Raw genomic sequence first — 14,318 nt, forward strand, 5'->3', positions numbered from 1 at the left:
ATGAAGCCCATTTTAGAGATATTCCTAGTGATGTCAAGCACTTTTTGTGCATTGCACCATCGGCGGGAAGATGTGAGTAATCATGGGCTTAAGTAAATGAATGCCGTCGTGCGCGCCGGCGCTGCGGGAAAGCCCTTGCACCGCTTTGAAGCCGCGAAAGACATGCGCGATCGACATCGGTGCGAGTCGCTACGCGCCGTCTGATAGGACGATTCTTGCGAGCGTCCTATTTTTAAGACGTCGCCGTACACCAAATTGTCGTAGAACCGTTAACATTTCGACTGTTGATCCGACGCACATCAATCAGCGCCGTGACGCTCCGCCTGTATCGGGCGATTTCGGGCGGCCGCTGCGCTCATTCATCAAGTCAGCACTCAAGTTTCAGAATTTTTTGCCGACAACGCGTGAGTCGTCTCGTACAAAAGCGCGTTCATGGCGGCATCGGTCTGCGGAAAGCGATCGTTTTTTCCGATCGCGATTCGCGATGACGCAGAAACAAGCAATCAACGCTTACAACTCGGTTTAACGAGTGCCGATAAGTGCTTAATATTGCTTAAATTTCGCAGCTTCACTACACTTGGCGGTACTCTCCAGCCGCCCAACAAAACACTAATGAAAACCGAAATGTTTTCGTCGCTAAAGGTGGTGCACGGCGTGGCATTGCGCTCGGCTTTGTCCCTCGCCGTATCACTGGCTGTAGCGACTTCGTTTGCAGCGGCTCCGGCTGAAGCCCTTGCCAAATCCGTCACCGTCAACAAGCACGTCAAGAAGTCTTCCACCGAAGAAAAGAGCGCGAGGCCCGCTCGCGTCGCGAAGTCCGGCAAAGCCGCGCGCCCGGCGAAAGTTGCCGCAGGCGCCGACGACGAGGACGCGCCGAAGGTTTCCCACAAGCGTCGCGTGAACTATCGGATGGACCCGCACGCGCGCCGCGCCGCGGTGCATGCGGTGGCGTATCAGCCGCGCGCCACGTCGGTCGGTCAGGCGTTCGGGCTGCATGAAACGGCGGACAGTCTCGCGCTCCGTTCGAGCGTGGCCTATGTGATCGATCAGGACACGTCCGAGACGCTCTTCGACAAGAACTCGCGCGCCGTCGTGCCGATCGCGTCCATCACGAAGCTGATGACGGCCATGGTTGTGCTCGATTCGCACATGCCGCTCACCGACGAAATCGCGGTGACGGACGAAGACCGCGATTACGAGAAGTACACGGGCTCGCGGCTTTCCGTGGGTTCGGTGCTGAACCGCGAAGACATGCTGCATATCGCGCTGATGGCTTCCGAAAACCGCGCGGCCGCCGCGCTCTCGCGCTATTACCCGGGCGGGCGTCCGGCGTTCATCGCCGCGATGAATGCGAAGGCGAAGGCGCTCGGCATGACCGACACGCACTTCGAGAATTCGACGGGACTGACGAGCCTCAACGTGTCGAGCGCGCGTGACCTCGTCAAGATGGTGAACGCGGCGTACCAGTATCCGCTGATCCGCAAGTTCTCCACGGACCGCAGCTACGACGTGTTCACTGGCAAGCGCACGCTCGCCTACAACAGCACGAATGCGCTGGTGCGCAACGCGTCGTGGGACATCGGCTTGCAGAAGACGGGCTTCATCAACGAAGCGGGCGAATGCCTCGTCATGCAGGCGAACGTGCATGGCCGGCCGGTCATCATCGTGTTGCTGGACTCGTACGGCAAGTATTCGCGTTTCGCCGACGCGACCCGCCTGCGTTCCTACCTCGATACGCTCGGCGAGCCGCGCATCATGAGCGCGGACATGGGTGGCGGCGCGAACCCCTGATCGCCTGGGCTCAATGAGCGCAGTCACCGGCAAAACAAAAGCCGGATTCGTCGAACGACGAATCCGGCTTTTTCCTTTGCTAAGCCGTTAGCGCCCTTATCGCTGCGGCTGATGCGCTTCGCCCGGCTGCGCTTCGTGATACCCGAGCGACCGCGAAATTTCCAGCGCGGTATGGCTCAGTTGCTTCAGCCAGGCGTCCTGAAGCCGGTCGGCCGGCGCTGAAAGCGACAAACCGGCGACGAGGCGCCCGGTGTCGTCGTAGATGCCTGCCGCGATGCAGCGCACGCCCAACTCCAGTTCTTCGTTGTCGCGAGCGCACGACTGCTGCCGCACGAATGACAGCTCGCGTTCGAGCTTGGCGAGATCGGTGATGCTGTTCTGCGTGTGGCCCGAAAGACCCGTACGCATGGCGTAAGCGCGCACGCGGGCGGCCTCGTCGGCGGCGAGAAAGAGCTTGCCGACCGATGTCAGATGCAGCGGCGCGCGCCCGCCGATCGCCCGAACGACCTGCATGCCGGAGCGTTCCGAATACGCGCGCTCGATATAGACGATCTCATCGCCCTGACGCACGGAAAGATTGACGGTCTGCCCGGTCTGACGGTGCAACTCGCGCATCGGCGACATTGCCGCTTCGCGCACGGACAGCCGCGCCTTCACGAGATTGCCGAGTTCGAGCAGGCGCATGCCGAGCCGGTAGGTGCCCGGGTCCGAGCGGTCAACCAGCCGGCACACCACCATGTCGTTGAGGATCCGGTGCGCGGTGGAAGGGTGCAGACCGGTGTTATGCGAGAGTTCCTTCAGGCTCACCGGATCGGTGTGATCGGCGAGGGCGTCGAGCAGGCTCATCATGCGCTCGATAACCTGAATGGATGTCTTTGATTCCGGGTTCGTATCGCTCATCGTTCGAATCGGTTGATGCGTCAAACAGCGGAACCGCGATTGTATCTCATAATGTGAAAAGCCGGCATATTCGAAACCGTCGGGGTTTGGCGGATAATCGACGCGCTTCGCACTAACACAACAAGGAAACGCCATGCGAGTCGGTTTATTCGTGACGTGTCTCATCGACATGATGCGGCCGGAGATCGGTTTCTCCGTCATCAAGCTGATCGAGCGCGCCGGCTTCGAGGTCACGGTGCCGCCTGCGCAGACGTGCTGCGGTCAGCCGGCGTACAACTCCGGCGACCGGCGCCTCGCGCGCGATCTCGCTGAAAAGACCCTGCGCGAATTCGAGCAGTTCGACTATGTCGTCGTGCCGTCGGGATCGTGCGGCGGCATGATTCGCGCGCACTACGGCGACCTGTTCCGGGACGATCCCGACCTCATGAACCGCTTCTCGCGCATGCAGCCGCGCGTGTTCGAACTGACCGATTTCCTGGTCACGGTCGCACAGGCGCGCATGGAACCTGGCGTGTTCGACGGCATCGTGACCTATCACGACGCTTGCTCGGGCTTGCGCGAACTCGGCGTGAAGTCGCAGCCGCGCGAGCTGCTCGCGCAGGCCGGCGCGCCGGTGACGGAGATGGCTGGCTGCGAGCACTGCTGCGGCTTCGGCGGCACGTTCGCGGTGAAGTACGGCGATATCTCGACCGCGATCGTCGACGAGAAATGCGCGAACATCAAGGCGAGCGGGGCGGACGCGGTCGTGCTCGGCGATCTGGGCTGCATGCTGAACATCGAAGGGCGCCTGCGCCGCACCGGCGACACGACGACGCGCGTGCTGCATATCGCGCAAGTGCTCGCCGGCGATGCGCAGCGTTCCGCCTGATCCGCATCCGACACTCAAACGAGATCAAGCCATGCAAGTCCAGACGATGCACTTCAAGGCGCGCGCCGGCAGCAAGCTCGCCGACGAGCGGCTCCAGCAAAACCTCACGAAGTTATCGACCAAGTTCGTCAGCGCGCGGGCGAGCGCGGTGCGCGACATCGACTTCGAAGCCACGCGGGCGGCGCTCAAGGAACGGCGCAATCGCGCGCTCGACAACCTCGACGTGTGGCTCGAAACCTTCGAGCGCGAGGCGACGCGGCGCGGCGCGACGGTGCTCTACGCGGAGTCGACGCAGGACGCGGCGCGTCTTGTCGCCGACATCGCACGCGAGCATGGCGTGAAGAAGGTCATCAAGACGAAGTCGATGGTGTCCGAGGAAATGCAGCTGAACCGCGTGCTCGGCGCGATGGGCGTGCAGTCCATCGAGACGGACCTCGGCGAGTACATCCTGCAAATCAACGACAACGAGCCGCCGAGCCACATCATCGCGCCCGTTGTGCATAAGGATAAGGACGAGATCGCCGACCTTTTCGCGAAGACGCACGGCAAGCCGCGCCTGACGGAGATTCCCGCAATGACGCGCGAGGCCCGCGAAGTCTTGCGTCCGCACTTCATGACTGCGGACATGGGCGTGACGGGCGGCAACTTCCTGGTGGCGGAGACGGGTTCGGTCGCCGTCGTGACGAACGAGGGCAACGAAGGCATGTGCACTGTCATGCCGCGCGTTCACGTGGCCGTGACGGGCATCGAAAAAATTCTGCCGACGCTCGAAGACCTCGCCACCGCCATGCGCTTGCTGCCGCGTTCGGCAACGGGCCAGACCATCTCGAACTATTTCTCGCTGCTCACCGGCCCGCGCGCGCCCGGCGAAACGGACGGTCCAGAGCACATGTACTTCGTGCTCGTCGATGGCGGGCGCACCGGGCTCATCGGCGGAGACTTCCAGGAGATGCTGCGTTGTATCCGCTGCGGCGCGTGCATGAACCATTGTCCGGTGTATCAGAAGATCGGCGGACATGCGTACGGCTGGGTGTATCCCGGCCCGATGGGCTCGGTGCTCACGCCGGCGTATGTGGGAATCGACAAGGCGCTCGATCTGCCGCAAGCCGCGACGCTCTGCGGTGAATGCAATAGCGTCTGCCCGGTGGGCATTCCGATCTCGGACCTGCTTCGCAAACTGCGCGAGAAGCAGATGGAGCGCCGTCTGCGTCCGTGGACGGAGCGCGCGGCGCTCGCGGCGTGGGGCTATCTGGCGATGCGTCCCGCCGCCTACGCGCTCTTGACGAAACTCATGGTGCGCGTGCTGGAACGCGCGGGCGGAAATCGGAAGGCGATCTCGCGGCTGCCTTTCGGCGCGGGCTGGACGGCCACGCGCGATATGCCGGCGCCGGTCGGCCGCACGTTCCGGGAGTTGTACAAGGCACAGCGGTCGCATATCGGCTGATACTGCGCGAGAAGCAGATGGAGCGCCGTCTGCGTCCGTGGACGGAGCGCGCGGCGCTCGCGGCGTGGGGCTATCTGGCGATGCGTCCCGCCGCCTACGCGCTCTTGACGAAACTCATGGTGCGCGTGCTGGAACGCGCGGGCGGAAATCGGAAGGCGATCTCGCGGCTGCCTTTCGGCGCGGGCTGGACGGCCACGCGCGATATGCCGGCGCCGGTCGGCCGCACGTTCCGGGAGTTGTACAAGGCACAGCGGTCGCATATCGGCTGATCGACTGATCGCGCGATGCTCGCGAGAAAGCGAAGGCCGCGCCGGATCGCGTGATCCGGCGCGGCCTTTTCGATTCAACATGAAGCCAGGGCGTACGCGCTAACCGCCGATGCGCCCGAGAAAGCCCCGTTGATCGGCCCCTCCATGACCGCTGCCTTCGCCGTGGCCGCCCGCAGGCGCTGCCTGCGGCGGCCGCGGGCGGGCGCCGCCGACCGCTTGCGGCAACGGCGCACCGCCGCCGCCGTGCGGCGGGCCGCCGGCCTGCGGATTGCCGCCGCCGCCGTGTTGCGGCGGACCGCCGGGCTGACCGTCATGACCCGGAGGCGGCCCGCCGTGATGGCCGCCACCGCCGTTCCATCCGTGCGGAGGTCCGTGACGCCAGCCGGGGCCATCGTCCCAATAGCGTCCGGGGCCGGGGTAGTATCCGCCGCCGCCGCCGTAATAGCCCCCCTGGATCACGACGCCCGGCTGCACGACCGGACCGCCATACCCATAAGCGTCGTAGCCGGGATCGCCGTATGGCGCGGGGTAGCCGCCATAGGCGGGACCGTCAGGATAGGCCGCGCAGCCACCGAGGAGCAGCGCAGATGAGAAGACGAGCAATCCAGCGACTTTCATGACCGTTGAGCGTTTCGTTGCAAGCATGTTTCATGAGACATCAGCTCGACGTCATTGTCCCCAAGAACTTTGTAAGGTTTTATGACGGGCTGTCGCAGTTTTACTTTTATCGCGATGTCAGGCCAACGCCTTGCTTATTGTCTTTCGCGCAACGGACTTTCGCTCATCGCCGGCTTTTTCTGAGATGAACGATTCCGTACCATTCGCAGCGTCGGCAAGTGGGTGAGCTGCTTGCCCGGCATCCAATGAGGTAGTCCCATGAGAAAGAAAATATCGACCTACTGGCCTTTCGCCGTCCTGTTGCTGGCGGCGCTGACCGTTTGCATGCACGCGCAGGAGCGGGAATCCGCCGCGCGTCACAAGCAGACGGGCGTCGCGAGCGTGAGTGCCGAACTGGCGCGTGCCATTTCCTACGGTCTCGTCGACTCGGACGAAGCCGTGCCCGCCGTGGGCCCCGCGTCTCGCGCGCTATAGCTTCAGATCGTCCGCAGAAGCACACAAAAAATGGCGTCTTCCGTTAGAAAGACGCCATTTTTGTTTTCAGCGTTCTCGCGCGATGCGGTCGCTTACTTCAGCACGCTGGCGACGGCATTCGCGACGACATCAAGATTTCGCGTGTTCAGCGCGGCCACGCAGATGCGGCCGGTGCTCACCGCATAGATGCCGAACTCTTCGCGCAGGCGGTCGACCTGAGCGGCCGTCAGGCCCGAATACGAGAACATGCCGCGCTGCTTGTCGACGAACGAGAAGTCACGGTCGACGCCCGCTGCCGCCAGCCGCTGCACGAGGCCGTTGCGCATCGCGCGGATGCGGTCGCGCATTTCGCCGAGTTCCTGCTCCCACGTCGCGCGCAGTTCGGGCGAGGCCAGCACGGCCGCGACGATCGAGCCGCCGTGCGTCGGCGGGTTCGAATAGTTCGTGCGGATCACGCGCTTCAGTTGCGACAGCACGCGCGCCGATTCTTCCTTGCTCGCCGTGATGATGCTCAGCGCGCCGACGCGCTCGCCGTACAACGAGAACGACTTCGAGAACGACGACGACACGAACACGTTCAATCCCGCCGCGGCGAAGAGGCGCACGGCGGCAGCGTCGGCGTCGATGTTCTCGCCGAAACCCTGATACGCGATGTCGAGGAACGGCACGAGATTGCGCGCCTTCACCACTTCCACGATCTGCGACCACTGTGCATCGGTCAGATCGACGCCGGTCGGGTTGTGGCAGCACGCGTGCAGCACGACGATCGTGCCCGCCGCGTAGCCGTTCAGCGCGGCCAGCATGCCTTCGAAGTTCACGCCGTGCGTCGCGGCGTCGTAATACGGATAGTTGACCACCTCGAAGCCCGCGCCTTCGAACAGCGCGCGATGGTTTTCCCAGCTCGGATCGCTGATCGCGACGACCGCGCTCGGGTTCACGCGCTTCAGGAAATCCGCGCCGATCTTGAGCGCGCCCGTGCCGCCTAGCGCCTGCGCCGTGACGACGCGGCCGTCTGCGACCAGCGGCGAGTCCTTCCCGAGCAAGAGCGACTGCACGGCGGCGTCATACGCGGCGATACCGTCGATCGGCAGATAACCACGCGGCAGCGCAGCCTCGACGCGAGCTTTCTCCGCCTCGCGCACGGCGCGCAGCAGCGGAATTTTGCCTTCTTCGTTCGTGTACACGCCGACGCCGAGATTGACTTTCGTCGGGCGCGGGTCGGCGTTGAAGGCTTCGTTGAGGCCCAGAATCGGGTCGCGAGGGGCGAGTTCGACGGCAGAGAAAAGGGACATGATCTATCGGCAGTGTGGAAAGGACAGGCTGCGGCACATGCGCAACGGCGGAGTTGCGGCCCGCGGTCGCGCCCCGGTGAGGAAAAACGGCGCGGCGCGTGGACTTTTGCGGCGCGGTGGGGTTGGACAACCATTGCGCGCCGTTGTGCCCGGTCGCACATTGTATCGAATCCGTCGCATGTTTTCGGCGCCTAGTGGCGCAAACGCGCGTGCTTTTTACCGGTTCCGGTGCAAACGGAGGCGAACGCAACGCAAGACGCGCTTGAGATCGTCCGGGGGAACCCAATGTGTTTCCTCATGCGCGTCATCCCGACGCCCGATTTCGCACCCGTCCGGGCGCAGCGCCGGTTTCGCGGCAGCCGCTAGAATAAGTGTTTGACCCGGCGAAGACTCCGTTTCCCATGTCCGATACTCTCATCGAAGCGCCCGACGCACTGGACGAGTCGAAGTTCGTCACCTTCGACGGCTCGCCGTTTCAGCTCTATCAACCGTATCCGCCCGCCGGCGACCAGCCGAGCGCGATCGCGACGCTCGTGGAAGGCGTCGAGGACGGCCTGTCCTTTCAGACGCTGCTCGGCGTGACCGGCTCCGGCAAGACCTTCACGATGGCCAACGTCATCGCGCGGATGGGCCGCCCGGCCATTGTGTTCGCGCCGAACAAGACGCTCGCCGCGCAGCTTTACGCCGAGTTCCGCGAGTTCTTTCCGCGTAACGCGGTCGAGTACTTCGTGTCGTACTACGACTACTACCAGCCGGAAGCGTACGTGCCGCAGCGCGATCTTTTCATCGAGAAAGATTCGTCGATCAACGAGCACATCGAGCAGATGCGGCTCTCGGCCACCAAGAGTCTCCTAGAGCGGCGCGACGTGGTGATCGTCGCGACCGTGTCGGCGATCTACGGTATCGGCAATCCGTCCGAGTATCACAAGATGATTCTCACGCTGCGCACGGGCGACAAGCTCGGTCAGCGCGACGTCATCGCGCGGCTGATCGCGATGCAGTACACGCGCAACGAGGCCGACTTCCAGCGCGGGACGTTTCGCGTGCGCGGCGACACCATCGACATCTTCCCGGCGGAACACGCCGAAATGGCGGTGCGCGTCGAGCTTTTCGACGACGAAATCGAGTCGATGCAGCTCTTCGATCCGCTCACGGGCCGCGTGCGCAACAAGATTCCGCGCTTCACCGTCTATCCGTCGTCGCATTACGTGACGCCGCGCGACACCGTCATGCGCGCCATCGAGACGATCAAGGAAGAACTGCGCGACCGGCTCGAGTTCTTCCACCGGGAGGGCAAGCTCGTCGAGGCCCAGCGGCTGGAGCAGCGCACGCGTTTCGATCTGGAAATGCTGCAGGAACTCGGCTTCTGCAAGGGCATCGAGAACTACTCGCGGCACTTCTCGGGCGCGGCGCCCGGCGAGCCGCCGCCGACGCTCGTCGATTATCTGCCGCCCGACGCGCTGATGTTGCTCGACGAATCGCACGTGCTGATCGGTCAGCTGAACGGCATGTACAACGGCGACCGGGCGCGCAAGGAGAATCTCGTCGATTACGGCTTTCGCATGCCGTCCGCGCTCGACAACCGGCCGCTCAAGTTCAACGAGTTCGAGCGCAAGATGCGCCAGGCGATCTTTGTTTCCGCGACGCCCGCCGACTACGAGCAGAAGAAAGCGGGGCAGGTCGCCGAGCAGCTCGTGCGCCCGACGGGCCTCGTCGACCCGGAAATCGAAGTGCGCCCCGCGCGCTCGCAGGTCGACGACGTGCTCTCGGAAATCAACGCGCGCGTCGCGGTGCACGAGCGCGTGCTCGTCACCGTGCTGACCAAGCGCATGGCGGAGCAACTCACCGAATTTCTCGCGGATCACGGCGTGAAGGTGCGCTATCTGCACAGCGATATCGATACGGTCGAGCGCGTCGAAATCATCCGCGATTTGCGGCTCGGCACGTTCGACGTGCTGGTCGGCATCAACCTGCTGCGCGAAGGGCTGGATATTCCGGAAGTGTCGCTCGTCGCGATTCTCGACGCCGACAAGGAAGGCTTCCTGCGCGCCGAGCGTTCGCTGATCCAGACCATCGGCCGGGCGGCGCGCAACGTGAACGGCAAGGCGATTCTCTACGCCGACAACATGACCGACTCGATGAAGCGCGCCATCGACGAAACCGAGCGGCGGCGCGCGAAGCAGATCGCGCATAACCAGGCGATGGGCATCACGCCGCGCGGCGTCGAGAAGCGCATCAAGGACATCATCGACGGCGTCTACAGCGCCGACGACGCGCGCGCCGAACTGAAGGAAGCGCAGGCGCGCGCCAAGTTCGAGGACATGAGCGAAAAGCAGATCGCGAAGGAAATCAAGCGCCTCGAAAAGCAGATGATGGATCACGCCAAGAATCTCGAATTCGAAAAGGCGGCGCAGACCCGCGACCAATTGGCGCTCCTGCGTCAGCGCGTCTTCGGCGCGAACGTCGGCGATCACGTGAGCGGAATCGGCGGGAAATGAGCATCCGGAAGGCGGCGGACGCGGATTCGCCGCTTTTTCCGAGCCTCCCGAAAGCCGGCCGACGGCCGAAAAGCCTTACCCGCGTTAGTCTCATTCCCTCCTTCAAATTGTTGGCCGCTCCGAACGATGCTAAACTGACAAACATTGAGAATGGTTCGTATTAACGTTACGCCGATGCATCAATGCGACGAAGCGCAACGCCGATGCGGCCGTCTCGTGGCATGGCAGCGCGAGGCAACGCCGCACGCGCCGACCGATAACAAGAAGGAGTGTGTTTGATGGTTTCAACGTTGACGCGCGGCCTCGTCGCCGCCGCTGGACTCACGGCGATGATGGCGGCCTCGGCTGCCGAATATCCGATCGGCAAGCAGCACATCGAAGGCGGCATGGAAACGGGGGCCGTCTATCTTCAGCCGATCACGATGGCGCCGGAAGGCATGATGCGCAAGGCGTCGGATTCGGACATCCATCTGGAAGCCGACATCCATGCGGTCAAGAACAACCCGACCGGTTTCGCGGAAGGCGACTGGATGCCGTACCTCAACGTCACCTACGAACTGAGCAAGGCCGGCACGACGCAGACCATCAAGGGCGACCTGATGCCGATGGTCGCGAGCGACGGCCCGCACTACGGCGACAACGTCAAGCTCTTCGGACCGGGCAAGTATCACCTGAAACTGCATGTCTCGCCGCCGTCGGAGACGGGTCACATGGCGTTCGGCCGTCATACGGACAAAGAAACGGGCGTCGGTCCGTGGTTCAAGCCGTTCACCGTCGAATACGACTTCCCGTTCGCGGGCATCGGCAAGAAGGGCGGCTATTAAGCAGCGCGCCCGGTTTGCGCGCCCGGCGTTTCAGCAGCAGGCGGGCGCGTGCATCTTCGGAAAGCACGAATGAAATCGAAAATCCAGATGGTCGCGCTCACGGTGTTGGCGATGCTTGCCGCTGCGGGCGTCGGCACGGCGAGCGCCGCCGATCTGCCGACGTTCAAGCTCGAAATGAACGACGGCAAGCTGAACCCGGCGCGCATCGAAGTGCCGGCGGGACAGCGCATCAAGATCGAAGTGCATAACGTGGGCAAGGGCGCCGCCGAGTTCGAAAGCGTGCAGTTGCGCAAGGAAAAAGTGCTGGCGCCGGGCGCGGATTCGTTCGTGGTGATCGCGCCGCTCGATCCGGGCGAGTACAAGTTCTTCGACGATTTCCATCAGACGGCGCAGGGCGTGATCGTCGCGAAGTGATGATTGAGCCGCGCGGCGCTTCAGCACGTGCATCGCGCGGCCCATACGGCAGAACGGGCAGGGGGTTTCGATATGGGGCAGGTACTTTTCATCGTTTGGCGGGAAAGCGTCGAGGCGCTTCTGGTCGTCGGCATTCTGTACGCATGGCTCAAGAACGGCGATCATCAGGCGCGTCGCGGCCTGCCTTATCTGTGGTTCGGCGTGGCGGCGGGGCTGCTCGCGGCTGTCGGTCTCGGCGCGGCGCTGATCGGCTTCACCGAAGTCCTGTCCGGTAACGCACAAGATTACTTTCAGACGGCGATGGTGCTCGTCGCGTGCGTGCTGATCGTGCAGATGGTGCTGTGGATGAAGCGCCACGGCCGCACGCTCAAGCGCGACATGGAGACCTCGCTGCAAAAGACCACGCAGGACGGCCACTGGTGGGGCATCGCGCTGCTGGTCGCGCTGGCAATCGCGCGGGAGGGCAGCGAAACGGCCGTGTTCCTGTACGGCGTCGGCTTCGGACAATCCGGGCACGTCGCGGCTTCGCAGTATGCGGCGATCATCATCGGCTTCGGGCTCGCGCTTTTGACGTTCTACGTGCTCCAACTCGGCGGCAAGGTGTTCTCGTGGCGCGCGTTTTTCCGCGTGACCGAGATCATGTTGCTGTTCCTCGCGGCGGGGCTCTTCCAGACGGGCGTCGACAAGCTGATCGACATGGAAGTGCTGCCCGTCATCGTCAATCAGGTGTGGAATACCTCCGCGATTCTCGACGACTCCAGCACCTTCGGCTCGCTCGTCGCGACGCTCACGGGTTATCGGGCGCATCCGGCGGGCATGAATCTCGTCGCGTATGCGGTGTACTGGATCGTCATCTATCTCCTGTTGCGACGCTCGAACAGCCGGATGGCGCAGAAACAGAAGGCGGCCGGGCGCCCAGCATGAACTCCTCGATGCAGCAAGGCGTGCAACCACGCAGGGAAGGCCAGAGCCGGCTTCAGCAGGCCGGCCACTGGATGCAACGACACGGCAGCACGATCCGCGCGATTCAGTGGGTCGTGGTTGCCGTGTACGCGTTTCTGATCATCGTTCCGGCGGTGCTGCCGCTGCCCGATGGCTCCGCGCATCTGTGGAACAACCTGACGCTCGCGGCGCAGTTCGTGTTCTGGGGCATCTGGTGGCCGTTCGTGCTTCTGTCGATGGTCATGCTCGGCCGCGTCTGGTGCGGCGTGCTGTGTCCGGAAGGCGCGCTGACCGAATTCGCGAGCCGCTTCGGGCGCGGGCGCGCGATTCCGCACTGGATGCGCTGGGGGGGCTGGCCGTTCGTCGCATTCGGCCTGACGACCATCTACGGTCAGATGGTCAGCGTGTATCAATATCCGAAGGCGGTGCTGCTCGTGCTCGGCGGCTCGACGGTCGCGGCGATCATCATCGGCCTGTTGTATGGCCGCGAAAAGCGCGTGTGGTGCAAGTATCTGTGCCCGGTCAACGGCGTCTTCTCGCTGCTGGCGCGCCTCGCGCCGTTTCACTACAAGGTCAGCGAAGACGCGTGGCGCCGCTCGTACAAGCAGGGCGAGCACGGGCATCGCGTCATTCCGATCAATTGCGCGCCGCTCGTGCCGCTGCGCAACATGAAGGGCGCCGCGGATTGCCACATGTGCGGCCGTTGCAGCGGCCATCGCGATGCCATCGCGCTGACGTGGCGCTCGCCCGCCGAGGAAGTCGTGAAGCTCGGCGACAAGGCGGCGAATCCGTGGGACACGGCGCTGATTCTCTACGGCCTGCTCGGGATTGCCATCGGCGCGTTCCATTGGACCGTGAGCACGTGGTTCGTCGATCTGAAGCAGTTCTTCGCAGGCTGGCTGATCGATCACAACATCCTCTGGCCGCTCGACACGAACGCGCCGTGGTTCCTGTTCACGCATTATCCCGAGCAGAACGACGTCTTCTCGTGGCTCGACGGCACGATGGTCATCGGCTATATCCTCGCGACAGCGTTGGTCTATGGCACGACGCTGCTCGCGCTCATCGCGATGGGCGCGCGCATGCTCGGGAAAATGAACGCGACGCGGGTGCATCATCTGACGCTCGCGCTGATTCCGATTGCGGGCGTCGGCGTGTTCCTCGGTCTTTCGGCGACGACGGTTTCGCTGCTGCGCGCCGAGCACGTGCCGCTGTGGTGGGTCGCGGATCTGCGGCTCGCGCTTCTGGCTATAGCGAATGTGTGGAGCGCGTGGCTCGCGTGGCGCGTGACCGGGCGCTATGCGTCCACGACTGTTCCGCGGCTTCTTTCGATGTTATGGTTGATCGCTGCGCTGGCCGTGGTGGACAGCGCCTGGTACCTGATGTTCTGGGGCTTTTCCCGATAACGCCAGCACACGAGGGCGCGCCAAGTGAGAACGAAACCCGCACTGACCGACGAGGACGTGTTAGCCATGAGCGCCGCCGCCGAGGCGCACGCGAAGTCGCACAACTGGAACGTGACCATCGCCATCGTCGATGACGGCGGGCATCTGCTGTATCTGCATCGGCTGGAAGGGGCGGGCGCGAGCACCGCCGACATGGCAACGGGCAAGGCGCGCACGGCCGTGCTGGGCCGCCGCGAAACCAAGGTCTACGAAGACACCATCAAGCAAGGGCGCACCGCGTTCCTGTCCGCGCCGATGACCGCCATGCTCGAAGGCGGCGTGCCGATTTTCGTCGGCACGGATATCGTCGGAGCGGTGGGTGTCTCGGGCGTGAAATCGGATCAGGATGCGCAGATCGCGCGCGCGGGCATCGCGGCGCTGGGACTCGAGAACGTCTGAGTTCGCGGTTCGATCACGGATGAAGAAACGGCGCGTTCTCGCAAGAGATTGCGCCGTTCGATTCATAGGCAGGAACCAAAAAAACGGCTTCGCTGGCTACCGACGACTGGCTGGTGTTTGCACGAAGGGGTCTAAATTCT

Annotated in this window: 13 protein-coding genes and 1 pseudogene; 11 read left to right on the forward strand and 3 right to left on the reverse strand. The window is 63.6% G+C overall.

Annotated elements, in window-relative coordinates; translation table 11 throughout:
- Positions 1-612 precede the first annotated feature (612 nt).
- The gene (pbpG, locus tag GV035_RS14630; RefSeq protein WP_159835774.1) at positions 613-1,791 is read left to right on the forward strand and encodes a D-alanyl-D-alanine endopeptidase; all 1,179 of its coding nucleotides are present in this window, start codon (positions 613-615) and stop codon (positions 1,789-1,791) included.
- 96 nt (positions 1,792-1,887) lie between these two features.
- On the opposite strand, the gene GV035_RS14635 is transcribed toward pbpG, so the two are convergent.
- Positions 1,888-2,691 (reverse strand): IclR family transcriptional regulator, encoded by an 804-nt coding sequence (locus GV035_RS14635; protein ID WP_159835775.1) that lies wholly within the window; start codon positions 2,689-2,691, stop codon positions 1,888-1,890.
- 133 nt (positions 2,692-2,824) lie between these two features.
- On the opposite strand from GV035_RS14635, the gene GV035_RS14640 reads away from it, so the two are divergent.
- From GV035_RS14640 to GV035_RS14650, 3 genes and pseudogenes are all read left to right on the forward strand, one after another.
- On the forward strand, positions 2,825-3,559 hold the full coding sequence (locus GV035_RS14640; protein ID WP_159835776.1) for a (Fe-S)-binding protein: 735 nt from the start codon (positions 2,825-2,827) through the stop codon (positions 3,557-3,559).
- Between the two features lie 31 nt (positions 3,560-3,590).
- Positions 3,591-5,003 carry a lactate utilization protein B gene (locus tag GV035_RS14645; RefSeq protein ID WP_159835777.1) on the forward strand — a complete coding sequence of 471 codons (1,413 nt, stop codon included), beginning with the start codon at positions 3,591-3,593 and terminating at the stop codon, positions 5,001-5,003.
- A gap of 2 nt (positions 5,004-5,005) precedes the next feature.
- Positions 5,006-5,272, forward strand: a pseudogene (locus GV035_RS14650) (lactate utilisation protein LutB domain-containing protein); the annotation flags it as partial.
- A 99-nt stretch (positions 5,273-5,371) separates the two neighbouring features.
- Here GV035_RS14650 and GV035_RS14655 read toward each other — a convergent pair.
- Positions 5,372-5,890, reverse strand: coding sequence for a hypothetical protein (locus GV035_RS14655; protein ID WP_159835778.1), 519 nt, complete (start codon positions 5,888-5,890; stop codon positions 5,372-5,374).
- A gap of 258 nt (positions 5,891-6,148) precedes the next feature.
- On the opposite strand from GV035_RS14655, the gene GV035_RS14660 reads away from it, so the two are divergent.
- On the forward strand, positions 6,149-6,364 hold the full coding sequence (locus GV035_RS14660; protein WP_159835779.1) for a hypothetical protein: 216 nt from the start codon (positions 6,149-6,151) through the stop codon (positions 6,362-6,364).
- A gap of 92 nt (positions 6,365-6,456) precedes the next feature.
- On the opposite strand, the gene GV035_RS14665 is transcribed toward GV035_RS14660, so the two are convergent.
- Positions 6,457-7,656 carry an amino acid aminotransferase gene (locus tag GV035_RS14665; protein ID WP_159835780.1) on the reverse strand — a complete coding sequence of 400 codons (1,200 nt, stop codon included), beginning with the start codon at positions 7,654-7,656 and terminating at the stop codon, positions 6,457-6,459.
- Positions 7,657-8,057: 401 nt separating this feature from the next.
- On the opposite strand from GV035_RS14665, the gene uvrB reads away from it, so the two are divergent.
- The 6 genes from uvrB (at position 8,058) to GV035_RS14695 (ending at position 14,178) form a co-directional block, all read left to right on the forward strand.
- Positions 8,058-10,154, forward strand: a complete 2,097-nt coding sequence (gene uvrB, locus GV035_RS14670; protein ID WP_159835781.1) for an excinuclease ABC subunit UvrB — start codon at positions 8,058-8,060, stop codon at positions 10,152-10,154.
- Between the two features lie 278 nt (positions 10,155-10,432).
- Positions 10,433-10,978, forward strand: a complete 546-nt coding sequence (locus tag GV035_RS14675) for an iron transporter (RefSeq protein WP_442859561.1) — start codon at positions 10,433-10,435, stop codon at positions 10,976-10,978.
- 69 nt (positions 10,979-11,047) lie between these two features.
- Complete coding sequence (locus tag GV035_RS14680; RefSeq protein WP_442859562.1) at positions 11,048-11,392, forward strand: cupredoxin domain-containing protein; 345 nt, start codon at positions 11,048-11,050, stop codon at positions 11,390-11,392.
- Positions 11,393-11,464: 72 nt separating this feature from the next.
- A complete protein-coding gene (locus GV035_RS14685) occupies positions 11,465-12,316 on the forward strand; it encodes an FTR1 family iron permease (RefSeq protein ID WP_159835783.1) in 852 nt (283 codons plus the stop codon).
- Between the two features lie 71 nt (positions 12,317-12,387).
- The gene (locus GV035_RS14690) at positions 12,388-13,740 is read left to right on the forward strand and encodes a 4Fe-4S binding protein (RefSeq protein WP_159837926.1); all 1,353 of its coding nucleotides are present in this window, start codon (positions 12,388-12,390) and stop codon (positions 13,738-13,740) included.
- Between the two features lie 24 nt (positions 13,741-13,764).
- Complete coding sequence (locus GV035_RS14695; protein WP_159835784.1) at positions 13,765-14,178, forward strand: GlcG/HbpS family heme-binding protein; 414 nt, start codon at positions 13,765-13,767, stop codon at positions 14,176-14,178.
- The last annotated feature ends 140 nt before the right edge of the window (positions 14,179-14,318 follow it).

Source organism: Burkholderia sp. 8Y (genome assembly GCF_902506145.1).
Classification (GTDB): Bacteria; Pseudomonadota; Gammaproteobacteria; order Burkholderiales; family Burkholderiaceae; genus Caballeronia.

Bases quoted from the DNA above. Each gene is read 5' to 3' on its own strand.
- GV035_RS14665 (WP_159835780.1), bottom strand. From the start codon at position 7,656: ATGTCCCTTTTCTCTGCCGTCGAACTCGCCCCTCGCGACCCGATTCTG.
- GV035_RS14660 (WP_159835779.1), top strand. From the start codon at position 6,149: ATGAGAAAGAAAATATCGACCTACTGGCCTTTCGCCGTCCTGTTGCTG.
- GV035_RS14680 (WP_442859562.1), top strand. From the start codon at position 11,048: ATGAAATCGAAAATCCAGATGGTCGCGCTCACGGTGTTGGCGATGCTT.
- GV035_RS14640 (WP_159835776.1), top strand. From the start codon at position 2,825: ATGCGAGTCGGTTTATTCGTGACGTGTCTCATCGACATGATGCGGCCG.
- GV035_RS14645 (WP_159835777.1), top strand. From the start codon at position 3,591: ATGCAAGTCCAGACGATGCACTTCAAGGCGCGCGCCGGCAGCAAGCTC.
- pbpG (WP_159835774.1), top strand. From the start codon at position 613: ATGAAAACCGAAATGTTTTCGTCGCTAAAGGTGGTGCACGGCGTGGCA.
- uvrB (WP_159835781.1), top strand. From the start codon at position 8,058: ATGTCCGATACTCTCATCGAAGCGCCCGACGCACTGGACGAGTCGAAG.
- GV035_RS14675 (WP_442859561.1), top strand. From the start codon at position 10,433: ATGGTTTCAACGTTGACGCGCGGCCTCGTCGCCGCCGCTGGACTCACG.
- GV035_RS14635 (WP_159835775.1), bottom strand. From the start codon at position 2,691: ATGAGCGATACGAACCCGGAATCAAAGACATCCATTCAGGTTATCGAG.
- GV035_RS14690 (WP_159837926.1), top strand. From the start codon at position 12,388: ATGCAACGACACGGCAGCACGATCCGCGCGATTCAGTGGGTCGTGGTT.
- GV035_RS14655 (WP_159835778.1), bottom strand. From the start codon at position 5,890: ATGAAAGTCGCTGGATTGCTCGTCTTCTCATCTGCGCTGCTCCTCGGT.
- GV035_RS14685 (WP_159835783.1), top strand. From the start codon at position 11,465: ATGGGGCAGGTACTTTTCATCGTTTGGCGGGAAAGCGTCGAGGCGCTT.